This window comes from Candidatus Aeolococcus gillhamiae (genome assembly GCF_016464765.1).
Taxonomy (GTDB): domain Bacteria; phylum Chloroflexota; class Dormibacteria; order Aeolococcales; family Aeolococcaceae; genus Aeolococcus; species Aeolococcus gillhamiae.
The window spans coordinates 1-15,683 of sequence record NZ_JAEKNS010000113.1; the positions used below are offsets into that span (position 1 = coordinate 1).

The 15,683-nt window shown below is 68.3% G+C and carries 18 protein-coding genes; 12 read left to right on the plus strand and 6 right to left on the minus strand.

The window, feature by feature from the left end; all coding sequences use genetic code 11:
• The 3 genes from JF886_RS10920 to JF886_RS10930 form a co-directional block, all read left to right on the plus strand.
• The coding region (locus JF886_RS10920; RefSeq protein WP_502711427.1) for a DUF8746 domain-containing protein at window positions 1-253 on the plus strand (253 nt) is incomplete at its 5' end.
• Window positions 250-1,056: an ABC-2 transporter permease gene (locus JF886_RS10925; RefSeq protein ID WP_337312379.1), complete on the plus strand. Its 807-nt coding sequence runs from the start codon at window positions 250-252 to the stop codon at window positions 1,054-1,056. The genes JF886_RS10920 and JF886_RS10925, both read left to right, overlap by 4 nt.
• A gap of 8 nt (window positions 1,057-1,064) precedes the next feature.
• Window positions 1,065-1,385: a hypothetical protein gene (locus tag JF886_RS10930; RefSeq protein ID WP_337312381.1), complete on the plus strand. Its 321-nt coding sequence runs from the start codon at window positions 1,065-1,067 to the stop codon at window positions 1,383-1,385.
• Window positions 1,386-1,416: 31 nt separating this feature from the next.
• Here the strand turns inward: JF886_RS10930 and JF886_RS10935 are convergent, their stop codons facing one another.
• Entirely contained in the window at window positions 1,417-2,019 is a 603-nt protein-coding gene (locus JF886_RS10935; RefSeq protein WP_337312383.1) for a hypothetical protein, read from the minus strand.
• 209 nt (window positions 2,020-2,228) lie between these two features.
• Window positions 2,229-2,795: a class I SAM-dependent methyltransferase gene (locus JF886_RS10940; protein WP_337312386.1), complete on the minus strand. Its 567-nt coding sequence runs from the start codon at window positions 2,793-2,795 to the stop codon at window positions 2,229-2,231.
• A 300-nt stretch (window positions 2,796-3,095) separates the two neighbouring features.
• On the opposite strand from JF886_RS10940, the gene JF886_RS10945 reads away from it, so the two are divergent.
• The 4 genes from JF886_RS10945 to JF886_RS10960 all read left to right on the plus strand — a co-directional run bounded on the left by JF886_RS10945 (window position 3,096) and on the right by JF886_RS10960 (window position 5,533).
• A complete protein-coding gene (locus tag JF886_RS10945) occupies window positions 3,096-3,605 on the plus strand; it encodes a hypothetical protein (RefSeq protein WP_337312387.1) in 510 nt (169 codons plus the stop codon).
• Between the two features lie 59 nt (window positions 3,606-3,664).
• A complete protein-coding gene (locus JF886_RS10950; protein ID WP_337312388.1) occupies window positions 3,665-4,054 on the plus strand; it encodes a BlaI/MecI/CopY family transcriptional regulator in 390 nt (129 codons plus the stop codon).
• Window positions 4,051-4,827: a M56 family metallopeptidase gene (locus JF886_RS10955; protein ID WP_337312389.1), complete on the plus strand. Its 777-nt coding sequence runs from the start codon at window positions 4,051-4,053 to the stop codon at window positions 4,825-4,827. Before JF886_RS10950 ends, JF886_RS10955 begins: the two co-directional genes overlap by 4 nt.
• Before the next feature lie 280 nt (window positions 4,828-5,107).
• Window positions 5,108-5,533: a hypothetical protein gene (locus JF886_RS10960; RefSeq protein WP_337312390.1), complete on the plus strand. Its 426-nt coding sequence runs from the start codon at window positions 5,108-5,110 to the stop codon at window positions 5,531-5,533.
• 20 nt (window positions 5,534-5,553) lie between these two features.
• On the opposite strand, the gene JF886_RS10965 is transcribed toward JF886_RS10960, so the two are convergent.
• Together JF886_RS10965 and JF886_RS10970 are read right to left on the minus strand one after the other, a co-directional pair.
• A complete protein-coding gene (locus tag JF886_RS10965) occupies window positions 5,554-6,777 on the minus strand; it encodes a prolipoprotein diacylglyceryl transferase family protein (RefSeq protein WP_337312391.1) in 1,224 nt (407 codons plus the stop codon).
• A 180-nt stretch (window positions 6,778-6,957) separates the two neighbouring features.
• Window positions 6,958-7,569, minus strand: a complete 612-nt coding sequence (locus tag JF886_RS10970; protein ID WP_337312392.1) for a hypothetical protein — start codon at window positions 7,567-7,569, stop codon at window positions 6,958-6,960.
• A gap of 204 nt (window positions 7,570-7,773) precedes the next feature.
• On the opposite strand from JF886_RS10970, the gene JF886_RS10975 reads away from it, so the two are divergent.
• The 4 genes from JF886_RS10975 to JF886_RS10990 are packed head-to-tail and all read left to right on the plus strand — an operon-like array spanning window position 7,774 to window position 11,645.
• The gene (locus JF886_RS10975) at window positions 7,774-7,986 is read left to right on the plus strand and encodes a heavy-metal-associated domain-containing protein (protein WP_337312393.1); all 213 of its coding nucleotides are present in this window, start codon (window positions 7,774-7,776) and stop codon (window positions 7,984-7,986) included.
• Window positions 7,987-7,988: 2 nt separating this feature from the next.
• The gene (locus tag JF886_RS10980) at window positions 7,989-10,178 is read left to right on the plus strand and encodes a heavy metal translocating P-type ATPase (protein WP_337312395.1); all 2,190 of its coding nucleotides are present in this window, start codon (window positions 7,989-7,991) and stop codon (window positions 10,176-10,178) included.
• Window positions 10,168-10,476: a metal-sensitive transcriptional regulator gene (locus tag JF886_RS10985; RefSeq protein WP_337312397.1), complete on the plus strand. Its 309-nt coding sequence runs from the start codon at window positions 10,168-10,170 to the stop codon at window positions 10,474-10,476. Before JF886_RS10980 ends, JF886_RS10985 begins: the two co-directional genes overlap by 11 nt.
• 2 nt (window positions 10,477-10,478) lie before the next feature.
• Window positions 10,479-11,645 carry a permease gene (locus JF886_RS10990; protein WP_337312399.1) on the plus strand — a complete coding sequence of 389 codons (1,167 nt, stop codon included), beginning with the start codon at window positions 10,479-10,481 and terminating at the stop codon, window positions 11,643-11,645.
• A 544-nt stretch (window positions 11,646-12,189) separates the two neighbouring features.
• Here the strand turns inward: JF886_RS10990 and JF886_RS10995 are convergent.
• Window positions 12,190-12,474, minus strand: coding sequence for a hypothetical protein (locus JF886_RS10995; protein WP_337312401.1), 285 nt, complete (start codon window positions 12,472-12,474; stop codon window positions 12,190-12,192).
• Between the two features lie 38 nt (window positions 12,475-12,512).
• A complete protein-coding gene (locus JF886_RS11000) occupies window positions 12,513-13,586 on the minus strand; it encodes a CHAP domain-containing protein (protein ID WP_337312403.1) in 1,074 nt (357 codons plus the stop codon).
• Between the two features lie 429 nt (window positions 13,587-14,015).
• Here JF886_RS11000 and JF886_RS11005 point away from each other — a divergent pair, with 429 nt between their 5' ends.
• Window positions 14,016-15,398 (plus strand): L,D-transpeptidase, encoded by a 1,383-nt coding sequence (locus JF886_RS11005; protein WP_337312405.1) that lies wholly within the window; start codon window positions 14,016-14,018, stop codon window positions 15,396-15,398.
• The last annotated feature ends 285 nt before the right edge of the window (window positions 15,399-15,683 follow it).

A 15,683-nucleotide genomic window follows, 5' to 3' on the forward strand; every position in this document is an offset into this window, starting at 1 on the left:
CGATGCGCTCGCGACGCTGCTGACCGCGCGGGGGGCTGAGGTCATTCGGGTCGAGACGGACACGCTCCGTGTCACCGGTGTCACCACTGATGCGGTCGGCGACCTTGCACGCGCGCACGGCTTCACGGTGCAGGAGCTGTCCGCGCAGCAGGTATCGCTGGAGCAGGCTTACATGGAGCTCACCAAGGACTCCGTCGACTACCGCCAAGCCGAGGACGCGTCCGTCGCGGCCGCTTACGGAGGTCGGCCGTGAACGTCATCGCGACTCCGCGGGCGCCGTACAGCCCGCTGTCGCGTTTCGCCGGCATCCTCCGCTCGGAGTTCTGCAAGCTCCGCTCGGTCCGGTCGACGTACTGGACGCTCTTCGCCGCGGTGGCATTCAACGTCGGACTGGCGGGGCTCGAGGCGATCATTCTTCCCGGCCATCTCAGCGCCCATGACAAGGCAACCCTCGACGCGACCAGGGTCAGCCTCGGCGGCATCCACCTCTCGCAGATCGCGTTCGGGGTGCTGGGTGTGCTGGTCATCACCAGTGAGTACGGCACGGGCATGATCCGCGCCACCCTCAGCGCGGTGCCGCAGCGTCGCCTGGTGCTCGCGGCCAAGGCACTGGTGTTCACTGGCGTCGGCCTTGTCATCGGCATCGTCGCGAGCTTCGCCGCCTACTTCACCTTTCAGGCGTTCCTCTCCGGCGACAGCCTGCGATCCTCCATCGGCGATCCCGGTGTCCTGCGCGCGGTCATCGGAGGCGGCCTCTACCTGACGGTGCTCGGGCTCTTCGGACTCGGTCTCGGCGCGATCATCCGCGTTAGTGCCGACGCCATCGCGCTGCTGTTTGGCGTGCTCTTCGTACCGCAGATCCTTGTCCAGCTGCTGCCCCAGTCCTGGCAGGCGGCGGTCGGACCATACGTTCCCATGGAGGCGGGCAACCAGATCTTCTCCGCCCATCAGGAGGCGGGCAACCTGGGGGCCTGGGCCGGGTTCGGCGTGTTCTGCCTCTACGCCGTCGTCGCCCTTGTCGCCGGGTTTCTCGTGATCAGTCGCCGGGATGCGTAGGAGTTGAGATGAATGACGATTTCGAGAACCAGACGGGGTCGAAGAGCCGGGAGCGGATCCTCGAGCGCCTCGACAAGATGGTTGCTTCCGGGCGGGTCACCGAAACGGAGGCCGCGCGGCTGCGCACGGCAGCCGAACCGGATCAGTTCGACGACGCCGTGCGGAGCATCCGGGTCCGGCACGCCGCGGCGAGGTTGGATGCGGCAGTCGACGCTGGTCAGATGACACAGGAGGAAGCCGCTGGATACCTGGAGCGCCTCAGGAAGGGAGAGCACCCTCGCTCCCTTCGGACCCATCTGGGCAAGCTCCACCGAAGGTCGCGCACCTGAGCGTGGCCCGAGCGATGAGGGAGCGCAACGGTCAGGCCGAGGGTTTGACGCGCAGCCCTGCAGCAATGGCACCGACCGCCGCCACCAGCACAACCACCACCCCGGCGACGACCAGAACCAGCGGGAAGGTCGAACCGGCCTGGGTGGGTGCGCCCGTCGGGGGTGGCGGCGTCCCTGGGGCGTCGGCAGGCCGCAAGCCGCTGAGGTTCGCCGAGTAGGGCTGAGTCGCGGTGCAGCTGTTGTCGGTGAAGTGAGCCGGACCGCCTCCGTTAGGCACGAAGAGGTACTGGGTCCCAGCAGCGAAGGTACGGTCCACGGAGGTGGCGGCGGCGTTGAGATCCGGGGTGCCAACCACCTCGACGGACGAGGGTATCCCGCCGCCCCGCCAGACGTCGTCCACCCGGACCGTGGCCACGCGGTCGCCATTGCTCAGACCTGTGACGGTGCCTATGAACGCAGTCGGTGCCGAGCGGATCGTCTGTTGGTCTGAGCCCCCGCTGCTGGCACACGAAGCATCGGCGATGACTGGAAGGAGCAGCACCGCCGCCACGGCGACCAAGGGCCCCAGCGTTGCCAGTAGCCATGGCGGCGCGTGCCTGCTGGTGGTTGACGAGGGGAGTGGTGCAACCCCCATTGGATTTTCCTCTTTGCCCGCGCAGGTATCAACAGAGTAGACACTCTGGCGACCTCGTTTACTGACTCGCAGGTCGCCACGGCCAAAGTTCGCCGTAACCGCCACGTCCGGAGGGCACGGCGATCCAGCCTCTGTCGGAAGCGTGTGAGCCCATCGGGGCTGGCCGAGCACCGCGGACCACCTCATGGCTACAGGCGGACCTAATGTGGCTACGCAGGCGTTGTTCCCCGCCAGCGAAAGGCGCCGCGTCGGGCATCGACACTGACATCCTGGAGCCCGGCGTCGAGCAGTCGCCCCGGCAGGTCCCGCGGCCGAATCGCGGTTAGCGTGTCCCCGAAGTGCGCGACGACGAAGAGGGGACCGGAGATGCTGTCACTGCCGGCGAAGGTACCGCCGGCGCGAAGGACGCGGACCACCTCTTGGAAGTGGCCGTCCTGCGCCGCTGGCGAGGGGATGTGGTGGAGCATGGTGAAGCACACCACTACGTCGAATGCGCCGTCCGCAAACGGCATCGACGTGGCGTCGCCGTTGTGGACATCGATGGCGGCGCCAAACCGTCTCGCCAGCCGTTCGGTCGCGAAGTCATCCCGTTCCAACGCCGTGAGGCGGCCGCATCGCGAGAGCAGCCAATCCGTGGTCACCCCCGGACCCGGCCCCAGCTCGGGGACGCGAGCGTCGCCGAGGGGCATTCCCGCCGTCGCCCAGGGGAGGATCGTCTGATGGGCTCGGCGGCGCCAGTAGCCCGATGCGCAGTACCACTCATGGAGGCGGTTCATCGCGCAACTATGAGGGCCCCCCACGGCAGGTCCGCAGAGGGACGGGCGGCCCATCACTATGAATGCGACGGTGTGGCCAAGGGCGTCGGCACATCCCACCACTACTACCAATCGGCTAGTAGACTGCCTGACGGGCAGGTGTCCCCCCACCTGGCCGCCCTCCGCCGGCGCCTCACGCGTGACAAGGAGTCGTGTGACGATGCCCGCTGTCGGCGTGGCCCCGGGCGATTGCTGGGGCCGGCGCCGTGAACCGATCGCGCGCACCGCTGGGCGCTGGTCAGGCGGACCCGAGTGTCCGCGATGAGGGCCGCAGCCGCAGCGGTGGCCGTGCTGGTCAGCGGGTGCGGCGCCGCCACCGCCTCGCCCGCGGTCAGCAGAATTCCGTCCGCTCCTGCGAAGACGCCAGCCGGCTGCGCGCCTTCACCGTGCGCAGCGGGGGGAGGGGTGACGGTGCACGTCACCCGGGTTGTCTGGCCCTACACGCCATCGCCGCTGGTCGGCGCGCCGACCCTGAATCCGCTCACCCACCTGGTCTTCGTGGAGGTTGGTATCCGTGCGGACGCCGCCCTCGTCCTGCCGCCCACAGCGTTTGTCCTTCATGCGCCGGGGAGTCAGCCCCTGCCGGTTGACCTCGTTGAGGGAGGCGAGGAGTGCGAGGGAGCGGGCGGAGGGGCCGTCGTGACACCGGCTGCGATGGCTGCCCGGCTGGGAATGTGCTTCGACATCGGGGTTGCCAGTTTCAGCGGCTTCGCACTCGGCATCACCCTGCCAAACGGGCGCCAGCTGCAGATTCCCATACCCGGAGCGTGACCGTGGGCAGTGACGAGCACGATTCACTACGACAGGTGCCGTAGTAGACTGCGGGCCGGGTGAAGGATCTTGAGGCCGCTCTGCGCTCCCTCGGGCCGCTCGAGGGGCGCCTGATGCAAGCGCTCTGGCGCGGAGACCTATCCGATGCGTTCACCGTCGCCCAGGTCCGCGACCGTCTCCTGCCGGAGCTCGCCTACACGACGGTGATGACCACACTGAGCCGCCTGGCGCGCAAAGGCTTGCTCACTGTCGTCCAGCGCCCCGGCAACCGCGCCACCCACTACTCGGTGGGTGCAACACCCGGTGACTACCTGGTAGAGCTGAGCCGTCGGCACGCGAAGCTGCTGCGCGAGCAGTACGGACACCGCGCCCTGGCCGCGTTCGCCGCGGAGCTGGACGAGCTGTCGCCGGATGACGTTCGGCGACTCCAGCGGCTCGCCGAAGAATGACAGCGCCCCACCGCCGCCTGCTCCGGGTTGCCATCGCAGGCTGTGCGCTCGTCGTGGTGATTGCTCTTTGCACCCGTATAGGGGGGATCCGCCCGGCGCTGGTCGCGAGGGCGGGTTTGCTCGGCCTCATCGGTTCGGTGGTTATCCCCCTAGCGATGGTCGGTCGGGGCTTCGCCCGTGCTTGGCTGGCTCGGCGCCGCATCGCCGAGATCGGAGCCGTTCCTTCTGACACCCTTGATGAACTCACCCGACTCCTCGGTATCCCGTCCGTTGTGTGCCTCGACTCGCGTTCACCGGTCGCCGTGTGTGCTGGCGCCTGGTGGCCGGTGGTCTTCGTATCGCGGGGCCTGGTCGGATCCCTGACGCGAGACGAACTCGCGGCAGTTCTCCTCCACGAGCACGCCCACCGTCGTCGCCGAGATCCGCTGAGGCGGGCCTTGCGCCACCAATGGGCGCGGGCCATGTTCTTCATTCCCCTTGCCGCCTGGTGGGACGAACGAGCCCGGACGAGCGAAGAGATCGCCGCCGACGCCGTGGCGGTGCGCCGCTGCGGGCCTCGCCCCGTGGCTCGCGCGCTTTTGATCGCCGGCGGCGGTTCGCCCGGACTGGTTGCTGCCTTCGGCGGATCGCCCACCGTGCGGATCCGCAAGTTGGCCGGTGATTCCGTCTCGCTCGGCGTCCCCTCGCTGCTGACCTGTCTTCAGAGCGCCGCCGGAGCTGGATTGCTTCTGACACCGCTGCTCTGCTTCGCCGGTTTTCCGTCGGGCCTGTGACTCTCAATATCGCCGTGCGGCCGATGCCTCCCCGCAGGCGGGTCGGAGAAGCCCGCCGCAGTACGGCGTAAGCGGTGGGGCTACCGCTCTTCGTGTGGCCGGCCGCCCCGCATCTCGACGCGTGGACGGTCGTCCTTGCCGTCGCTGCGCTTGTGGCTCTGGCCGGAAGCGCCTATGCGCGTCGCCGCCGACGCGTCATCTGGCGACACCATCCCTACCGCGTCGACGTCGAGCCCTACTACGGCGCGGCGTCGACGTCGAGCCCTACTACGGCGCGGCGTTGGCGGCGAGCGGCGGCCTTCTTGCCATTGCTGCGGTCGCCCACGGGGAGGCCTGGCCGGTGTGGAGCGTGCCCGCCCTCGGCGTTGTTGGCCTGAGTCTCGGTGGCGTGACGCTGGTGATCTGGCGCTGGGGCTACCTACCCCAGCTTCGCGCGTTCGAGACGCGTGACCCGAAGGTGGCGACGCCGAGCGCCACGCTTCCGGCGGTCAAACGACGAGCATCAGAACTGCCACTCCTGGGTGCCGCCGCCGGAGGGTTGGCTGCGTACTTTGTCTTCTCGCCCCATACCTGGAATCACATCTTCCACATGGGGCTATGGATCCTCGGCGGGCTGGCGGGGTTCGCAATCACCGCGTTGGTGGCGAGCCAGCGGGCCGACATCGTCCGCTTGCAACGCCACATGGCCCGGCGGGCGCGCCGCTAACGGTGGAATGATCAGCTTCCTCAGTGCGCTCCGATGATCAGGACCGCAATGGAGCCGGCCAAGACCACCCCAGCGAGCGCAGCGGTGATCGGTCCTCCCATTGACGACCTGCGTCGTTCCGCGCGAAGCCGGAGCAGACCCTGGCGGCAGAGCGTGTACGCCGCGAAGGAGGCGAGGAACAGTGCACCCGAGCCGGCGCCGGAGCGGACGACCACCACCAAGCCCACCAGGCCGATCACGAGGCCGGACAGGGATTCGAGGAGCTGAACCGGGATCCGCCGCGCGCCCACCCGGCGATCCGAGGACCAGAGCGCCCATCGCGATGAGGTGGCTCGGCCGGCGCAGCAGCCCGTCAGGAAGCAGCCGGTGCGTCCGACGGCGATGCCGACGAACAGCCCTGGCGTGGTGGCGTCGACGACCGCCCCGATCGGAAGGTGCTGCAGGGTCAGGGCGCCGAGCCCGACCACCGCGGCTCCGACCAGCGCGCCCTGGATGCACATCCCGTCGCGCCACACGCCCCGCAAGGTGCGCTTCAACGCGATGAACCACAGCTTGGCTCCGATGATTCCAGCGGCCACCATCAGCAGCGAGATCAGAAAAACGCGACCGGGCGCCACGTGCTCGTAGGGCAGGAGCCGGCCCTGGAAGAGAAAGCCGATCACCACGCCGAGCGCGACGAGGAACATCCAGCTGCCCGGGATCACGGCAGGCATGGCGTCGAAGCCGGTCAGCGGAGCCAGGCGCGTCTTGAGAGGAGCGGGCGATCTGACCAAGAGCTTCCAGCGGGGCCATGACCAGGCCGCCGGGTACACCGTCGGGGCTCCCACGCGCGGCCTGACCGCCAGCGGCCGTCCGCCGTTGGGGCTCAGCATCTCGGCGGCGACCGCCCACTCGCCGGCATTGATGTCGAAAACCCGCGGCGACACCGAGACCGGGCCGCTGTTGGGAACGACCTCGACGGTTTCCTCGCGCACAAAGGAGTCTCGACCGGAGGGTCGGTCGACCCCGGTGCGACGCCCCACAAACCTGAGCCTGGCAACGTACGGGTGCGAGCCGCTGCCTGAGTCAAACCAGTAGTTGAGCGTGATTCCCTGGGGCAGCTCTTCGTCGCTCGCGGCCTCGTCCGGGATGAACGTCGGCAGGGCTCGTCGCGGCGCCGCGGCGGGCGCGCGCGTCGCGGGGCGGCGTGCCGTCCCCGCGGCCACCCTGCTCCCTGCCGGAACACCCCTGCGACGGCGACTCATGCTCTGGACGACTCCCCGACGATGCACTACTACTGAGTCGATAGTACCGGGTGCCGAAGCGCCACTGACGGCTCGCAAGGGACCGGCCGCCACGACCCACCAGCGCCGCTGGGGTCAGCTGGGGCTCGAACTGCCTCAGCCGGGACTGACTCCCACAGCGTTGGCAGTGGCCGTTGGGCATCAGGCGACCTCGATCTGGCCGTCCATGTAGCCGAGGGTCTGCATCGGGCCGCCGTTCCCGTAGAGCGTGCCCGCGCCACAGGGAACGAAGCACTGCCAGTGGAATATTCCGGAGGCGGGCACCTTGAAGCTGAACACCACGAAGTTGTCCGTGTTCTTGGGGTTGTTGGGATCAATCCCCAGCAGCGGCACGCTTACGCCAAGATCCGGCACCGAGAAGGTGTGCGCGGCGTTGGCGGGATCAATCGCCTGGGTGGTCTTGCCGTTCACCGTCATGGCTCCGCCGACGGTGCCGCGCACCAGGCCCTGGTAGGGGTTGCGCAGACCGCTGGCGCCATCCTGCTGGTCGACGGTCACGCGGATCGTTGCGTTCGGGGGAACCCTGAAGAAGGTGGTTGGCAGATAACCGACCCAGTTGGGATGGTCACCGAAACCGACCTGGCCGACGGTGGTGAGCTTGATGTCGACGATGGGGCTGCCGTCGCTCGCCTGACCGGTGCTGGTGGAAGTCATCGCGGTGGGGGAGGAGTGGATGTAGTTCACCGCGAAGGCGCCGACCAAGATACCGCCGGCCAGGAAGGCGAGAATGGTCAGCGCGCCCCTGCGATTCACGTCGCGACCTCAGCTGGCGGGTCGAGTGTCGAGCCCGCGCAGGGCGCATCGTGCTGGTCCGTGGCTGCCGTATGCCGCTGGGGAGAGGTTTGCCGCATGGGCCTACTATCCGTCCGGTAGTAGGGCGATGTCAATGCCTCGCGATACCAGTAGGGGGTATACTCGCCGGGCGAGATCACTTCGACCATTATCAGGAGCGCAGCGATGGCAGTCGTGGCATATGGCGTCAAGGGCATGACCTGCGGCAGTTGCGAGCAGAGCGTCAGCAGGGCGGTGGGTCAGGTCCCCGGAGTGACCGCGGTGACCGCCTCACACGAGACCGAGCGCATCGACGTCGACTTCGGCGCCCAGCCCGACGAGGAAGCGGTCAAGACGGCCGTCGAGGACGCCGGGTTCGAGTTCGCCGGCAGGCGCTGACCGTGGTTGCTGCCGCGCCTGAGGAGCAGCTGGTCACCCTCGACATCGAGGGGATGACCTGCGCCTCATGCGTGAACCGCATCGAGCGCGTGCTCGAGCGGCGACCGGGCGTCCACGAGGCGCGGGTGAATCTGGCCACGCGCACGGCGCGGGTTCGCACCGCACCGCACGAGCCGATCGGAGATCTTCTTCAGACCGTCGAGCGCGCCGGTTACGGAGCCCGCGTCCACGTCGACGGCGACGTCTCCGATCACGAAGCGTCGGGGTACCTGCGCCGACTCATCGTGGCCGCGGTGCTGACCGTGCCGATCCTCTGGCTGACCTTCCTTGCGCACCTCGGCGATCGCGGCATGCTGATCACCTGGGCGCTGGCAACGCCGGTCCAGTTCTATGCGGGCTGGCCGTTCATCCGGTCGGCGGTGGCCGCGGCGCGGCACGGCGGTTCGACGATGGACACGCTGGTCGCCGCCGGCTCGCTGAGCGCGTACGGCTACAGCGTGTGGGCGACACTGGCCGGCCGCCAGGAGCACTACTTCGACACCGCCGCGGTGATCATCACCCTGATCCTGGTCGGCAAGGTCCTCGAGGCGCGTGCTCGGGCGGGCGCCACCGACGCATCACGCACCCTGCTCGAGCGGGCTGCCAAGACGGCGACGCTGCTGGTGGACGCCGAGGAACGGAGCGTGGCCGTCGAGGACCTGCGCGTCGGCGACACGGTGGTGGTGCGGCCGGGGGAGAAGATCCCGGTGGATGGCGTGGTCGTGGCGGGTGCCTCCACTGTCGACCTGTCGCTGCTGACCGGCGAGTCCGCCCCCGTCGAGGTCGTCCCCGGGACCGAGGTGGTCGGTGCCTCCGTCAACGGCACGGGCCGGCTCATCGTCCAGGCGCGCCACGTCGGTGCCGACAGCAAGCTCGCGGAGATCGTGCGCCTGCTCCAGGCCGCCCAGGGCTCCAAGGCACCGGTGCAGCGGCTCGCCGATCGAATCTCCTCCGTGTTCGTCCCGATCGTGCTCGGCCTCGCCGCCCTCACTTTCGGAGGCTGGCTGCTGGCCGGCGTGGGGGCGGGCGCTGCGTTGCTCCACGCGGTCAGCGTCGTGCTCATCGCCTGCCCCTGCGCGCTGGGCCTGGCGACCCCGGCGGCGATCATGGCCGGCAGTGGCCGGGCCGCCGAGCTCGGCATCCTCTTCAAGGGTGGGGAGGTCTTCGAGGCGGCGCGGGACATCACCGTGGTGCTCCTCGACAAGACCGGCACCGTCACCGAGGGTCGCATGGGCCTCGCCGACGTGTTCGCCGTCGACGGTGACGCCGATGGAATGCTGGCACTCGCCGCCGCCGTCGAGGCCGGGTCGGAGCATCCCATCGCCGCGGCCGTCGTTGCCGGCGCCCGGCAACGCAACCTCATCGTCCCCGAGGCGACGGGTTTCGCAGTCGAGGCCGGGTCCCGGGCCAGCGCATCGGTGGGCGGCCGGACGGCGACCGTCGGCCGTCCCGACGGAGTCGGGCCGGACCTGCGGACAACCGTGGAACGGTGGGCGGCGGCTGGCCTGACCGTGGTTGCCGTCGCTGTGGACGGAGAGGTGCGCGGCATCGTCGCGGTCGCAGACCGCATCAAGCCGGGATCCGCCGCCGCCATTGCGCGGCTTCGGGCCGGCGGTTTGCAGGTGGCCATGGTCACCGGCGATCGCCGGGCCACCGCGGAGGCGGTGGCACGCCAGGCCGGCATCGACCGGGTCCTCGCCGAGGTCTACCCCGAGGACAAGGTCGCCGAGGTGGTCAGGCTCCAGCACGAGGGGGAGCGGGTGATGTTCGTCGGCGACGGCATCAACGACGCGCCCGCGCTGGCCGGTGCGCGCATCGGCGTGGCGCTCGGCAGCGGCACCGACGTGGCCATCGCCGCGGCCGACATCACCCTCCCCGGTGGCGACCTGGGGGGCGCGGTCGCGGCCATGGAGATCGCCCGGCGCACCTACCGCGTCATCCAGCAGAACCTGGTGTGGGCGTTCGCGTACAACGTGGTCATGATCCCGCTCGCCGTCGCCGGTGTGCTCAACCCCATGTTCGCCGCCGGGGCGATGGCCACGTCCAGCGTCACCGTGGTCGCCAATGCCCTGCGCCTGCGCCGCTTCCATCGGCGCACCGATCCCCAACAGTTGGCGCCGATCCACGTCGAGGAGATCGCCGATGCCGCGTAAACCCGTCGCCGCGCCCGCAATCGTCCCCGGCTACATCAACAGCAAGCCGCGCATCCAGGCGCGGCTGAGTCGGCTCGAGGGTCAGGTGCGAGGCATCAACCGCATGGTCGAGGAGGAGCGCTACTGCATCGACATCCTCACCCAGGTCAACGCCGTCAAGGCTGCGCTGGACAAGGTGGCGATCGCGCTTCTCGATGACCATGTGCAGCACTGCGTCACCGATGCGGTGCGCGCCGGTGACGGCGACGCCAAGGTCAGTGAGCTCTCGGCCGCCATCGGCCGCTTTCTTTCCGGCTGAGCATGTTCGTCCTCCAGGAGATCGGCAAGGCGCTGAGCCTGTCGTTCGCGATGTTCTGGCAGGTCCTCTGGCCGCTGGCGCTCGGGTTCCTGCTCTCGGCGGTCGTCGAGACGCTCGTGTCCAGACAGACCATCTCGCGTTTGTTGGGCAAGGACGGGCCTCGCGAGGTGGCCGTCGCCACCGCCCTCGGGGCGGCCTCGTCGTCCTGCTCGTACGCCGCGGTGGCGGTGGCGCGCAGCCTCTTCCGCAAGGGCGCCACGCTGGGCAACGCCATCATCTTCGAGTTCGCCTCGACGAACCTCGTCTTCGAGCTGGGTTTGGTGTTGCTCATCCTGCTCGGCTGGCAGTTCCTCAGCGCCGAGCTGTTCGGCGGCCTGGTCATGGTCGTCGTCCTGGCGATCGTCTTCAGGCTGACGTTGAGCAAACGACTGGCAAACGAAGCGCGTACACAGGCCGAGCGCGGCCTCACCGGTCGCATGGAGGGTCACGCGGCCATGGACATGTCGGTCACCGAGGGCCCGCTCCTGCGGCGAGCGTTCTCCCCTCGGTCGATCACAGCCATCTGTCAGTACTTCTTCATGAACATCTACAGCCTCTGGGCGGACCTGATCCTCGGCTTCCTCATCGCCGGCGCATTGGGTGCCTGGGTCTCGGACTCGGTGTGGTCGAAGTTGTTCCTGCAGGGGCACGGGTTCCTGTCAGAGGTGTGGGGAGCGCTGATCGGTCCGCTCGTCGCGGTGATCAGCTTCGTCTGCTCGGTGGGCAACGTGCCGCTTGCGGCTGTTCTCTGGCGCGGCGGCATCAGCTTCGGCGGAGTAATCGCGTTCATCTTCGCCGACCTCATCATCCTGCCGATTCTCAACATCTATCGGAAGTACTACGGCCGCCGGGTCGCGGTGTACCTCTTGGTTGTGTCGTATCTCACCATGGCTTTCGCCGGCCTGGTGGTTGGCCTGTTGTTCAACGTCAGCGGACTGACTCCGACGAATCGCCATGTCGTGGTGTTTGACACCACCATCTCTTGGAACTACGACACGTTCCTCAACATCGGCTTCCTGCTGCTCATAACGCTGATGCTGCTGCGATTTCTGCGTACCGGCGGAATCGACATGCTGCAGATGATGGAGGTGCCGAAGTCAGCGGGCCATCGTCACAAGGGCGTTCCGTGAGCGGCGAACCTGACGAAGCGCACCCTAAGCTACCCGGCGATTTGATCCTCCCGTCGCAGCCGCTGGGCCAGCGATAGCTACCAAGAGCCACGTCCCTCACCCGTGCGCCGCGCTGATCCGTTCGCACATCCGGCGAGTGCGCGGAGCCGCGTCAACTCAGCGGCAGCCGCCGGTACCTGACCAGTTGGTGTTGAGGCTTTGCCAACGGTTCGGGCGCGTCGAGCCGGCGCGCTCGGGAGGCGGCCATCCTAGCGGGACGGAGGGTGCCTGAGCGTTCGTCCCCCCGAGCGACGACGCGATGCTCGTTTCTTTGCGTCGCAGCCGAGGGCCGCCCAGGCGGCAGCATTGTCGCGTTCTCCGGCAGCGAGGGCAAGGTGGCACCGACCTGCCGCGTCGCTGGCGGGCATAGCCTGAGGGTGGCTCCGCGGGTCGCGATTATCCGCACGGCGATGCCGAGCGATGCTGCCTTCAGCGCAGATACTCGGCTCGCAGGCCGACATCGCTGGGGCGGCCTGCAACGTCTGCGGGGTTGGTGTGGCGGATGTCAAACGGCGACTTCGGCCCAGCGGTTGACGACGGCGGAGCCGGTGGTCCCGTCCGCGATCAGCGGGATTGTTCGGTGGTCCAGGCATTCGATGCCAGCAGGAGCGGGTGTAACGAACTGCGACGAGGCGATTGTGCTGGGCACCTCTGTCGGTGCGGGCTCAATGCCGTGGGCGCTGTCTTCGGTGTTGAGGCTCGGATCGCGCCGCCGCCGGTCGGTCGCTGCGGTGGATGCACCGACTTCGGCTCGATAGACGGTACTGTCGGGCACACGCGTGCCGACCACTCTTCTGAGCGCCTCCCGTGGTCGGCTGTCAGCCGGCGCTACCGCGCGTAGATAAACCCGTCGATCCCGGAGGAGTTGTCGGCGAGGATCCGGTAATCGACGCGATCCCAGCCGTTGAAATTCATCTCTGATATCTTGAAGTAGCCCGCGGGCACGCCCGATGCGGGCCCAACCGCCTCGACGTAGGCGACATGGCCGACCGGGCCGGCGCTGTCTCCCCCCGGGGGGAAGACGACGACTGCACCGACCTGGGGAGACCGCCCCTCCGGGTACCCGTACCGCGCGGCTGCCCCGTACCAGTCTTGGGCGTTGCCAACCCAGGGGATGCACCGCCGCGAGGCCACGTACCAGGTGCATTGCCCGTAGGCAAAGTGGTCGCCACACGGGGGACTCGACGCGCGCGGCGCTGGGGTGGCACCGCCGGCGAGCTCCTGGTCGATCTCGGCGATCTGCGCGGCGAGGGCTCGTGCCGGGCCGCTCGCTCCCTGGAGCGCGAGATTGCGCTGCTCGACGAGCACGAGGAGGGTGTTGCTGTCCTTGGCGAGCAGGCTCTCCGCCGCTGTTGAGGAGGTGACGTCGGTCTGGATTTCTGCCTTCGCCGCAGCCATGGCTTTCTGGGTGTCACGGACCATAGACTGGCGATTCCTGACCTGCTCCGAGACCTGAGAGGTGCTCGTCAGGTGGTCGACGGCTTGACTGAAGCTGCTGGCGCTGAGCACCGCAGCGACCCAGGAATCGGTGACCGTGGACTTGTAGCTCTGCCGCGTCATTGCCTGGAGCTGGTGCTTGGCCGCGTCAATTGTCGCCCGATCGCTTGCCAGGTGACTGGTGAGGGCGAGGAGCCGAGAGTTGAGGCCGCTGAGATGGCGCTGTGCCGCGAGAAGCTGGTCTTGCTCGGTGGCGACTGCCTGCTCCGCCTGGACGAGGGCGGAGACGCCGCTGTGGCTGTCTGAGGCAAGAGCAGCCAGCTGCTGGAGCAACTGAGCTCGTCGCGCCCGCAGCGCATCGGTGGGCGCCGTCCCGGCCCGGCCGGTGGGGATGGAGGTGACGCCGATGCTGAGCAGGACAGCACAGCTGGCGACCACGCAGAGAAGTTTTTGGGTACCCCTCAATACAGCCCTCCATCAGCGGTCACGGCGCCGTCGACACCTCGTGGCGCACCGACCCGCGGGGATCCTGCCGCCGAACCCCGGCACGGTATCGCCTGGGACGCTCGGGATGCAAGTCACGGATTGCCGCTTTCCGATCGCAGCGCCGCCGCCGAAGCCAGCAGTCCCCCCCGGCCCCTGCCGCGTGCGGCAGATGCGCCTCCATGTCAGTGCGCGCGGTCGCGCACGAGCCTGTTCTTCACCCGCCTCGTGTGCTGGCACCGCGCGGCTGGGTTCTGGCGTGATGCACGCGCCATCGGAAGACCATCTATCTGTGTGTTGCCGCAGCGGTCACGTAACGCCGTGGGCTCCTGCCGAGTTTCCCATTGCGACGACCCATCCCGGAGTCAGAGGTTACAGTTCGTTCATCCCAACCCCTCGCATCTCAGTACCATGCGCCTGCGCTATCTGATCCCCCCTCTTCTGCTGTGCCTTGTCGCCGCCGGCGCCGTCACCGCGCACGCGGCAAGCGACCGCCAGGCGAGCTTCAGCACCGCCGCCACGCAGCTGCGCGCCCAGTGGGACGACGACCAGGCACAGGGCGTCCCCGCCTCGAGTCTGGCGCCTCTCCGAACCGAGCTGACCAGCCAGGAACCGACCGCTGCGTGGTGGTCGCCGGCGTGGCTCGGTGATAATGGCCAGCCACTTCTCGCTCGGCTTCGATCCCGAACGGCGGCGGCGTGGAGCGCTGCCATCGACGCCCAGCGCAGCCAGGCTCAGGCCGTGATCACCCAATGGAACGAATTCGCCCAGAAGCAGACCACCTGGCTCACCAGCAACGCTGTCGCGTCCGCGGGACAGTGGTCGAGGCAGCTCAACGCATCGACCACCCCGGCGGCCATCACGTCTCTGACCACCTCATGGAAGACGTTCCTCTCAGATCAGCAAACCGCTGTGGTGGCGGCTCAGCAGGCCAAGTTGGCCGATGCCCTCAAGTCGGCGGGCGGCCCGCACGCGGTGCTGGCCAGCGCGCGCCACCTCGTCGCGGTAGCAGCAAGCGCCAACCTCGACGCCGGCAATGTCGAGCTCCTGGCCACCCAGCTCAGCGATCAGATCGCCGCGGGCGACAACCTCCGGGCCTTGGCCACCGGTGAACAGCTGCTGCCCGCTCTGAGTAGCCTGCAGGGGCTGGTCAACCTCAACAACCAGGTGTCCGGGCAGGTGCTCCCGCTGCTCTGGAACGTGGACCAGGCCGAGGCGGAGGGGACGCCGCACGCTGCCGCGCTGGCCGCCCAGCAGTCCGGGATCGGCGCCCAGTTCGGCGCCGCCCGCACCGCCGACCAGCTCAATGCGGTGGCGGCGTCGGTGGCGGCCTTGCAGGGCCAGATCGGAGCCGACCTCACTGCCAACCAGTGTGGCCACGCCGTGGGAGCGGGCAAGGTGATCACCATCTCCCTCTCGCTGCAGGAGATGGTCTTCTACCAGGACGGATGCGTCGTCAAGGCCACGCCGGTCACCACCGGGCGACCGCAGCTGCGCACCCCGGCCGGACACTTCGCCGTCTTCAGCAAACCAAGCAACTTCACATTCATCTCGCCCTGGCCCAAGGGATCGCCCTTCTACTACAACCCGACTCCGGCCCGATGGGGACTCGAGTTCGCCGCAGGCGGGTACTTTATCCACGACGCCTCGTGGGAGTCGACGAGCTCGTACGGTCCCGGTGGCGAGAACAACCAGCAGGCTGCCAGCCACGGCTGCGTGCACACGCCGACGCCGATCATGGAATGGGCGTTCTCGTGGACGCCGATCGGCACGCCGGTGGTGATCACCGCCTGACTTCTCAGCGAAGCCCGCCGATTCTCTGAGCCGATGGCCAGTTGCGCGACCATCCGAGGCTGTGCGTAGCGGAGGGTTCCATCGGCGTCGGCGTAGTGGACGGCGAGGTGCGATCATCGACTCCGTCGCCATGGCTGTGAGGTACTAGTGGTACGTCCGATAAATAGATAGACAAAGGCGGGTGGGTGGGCTACTGTGCACCCATGTGGTCTCCAGCATCAGCTCTTCGCCTCTCGAGTGACGACCGCCGAGTGCTCGAAACGTGGGTGCGAGCACACAACACCC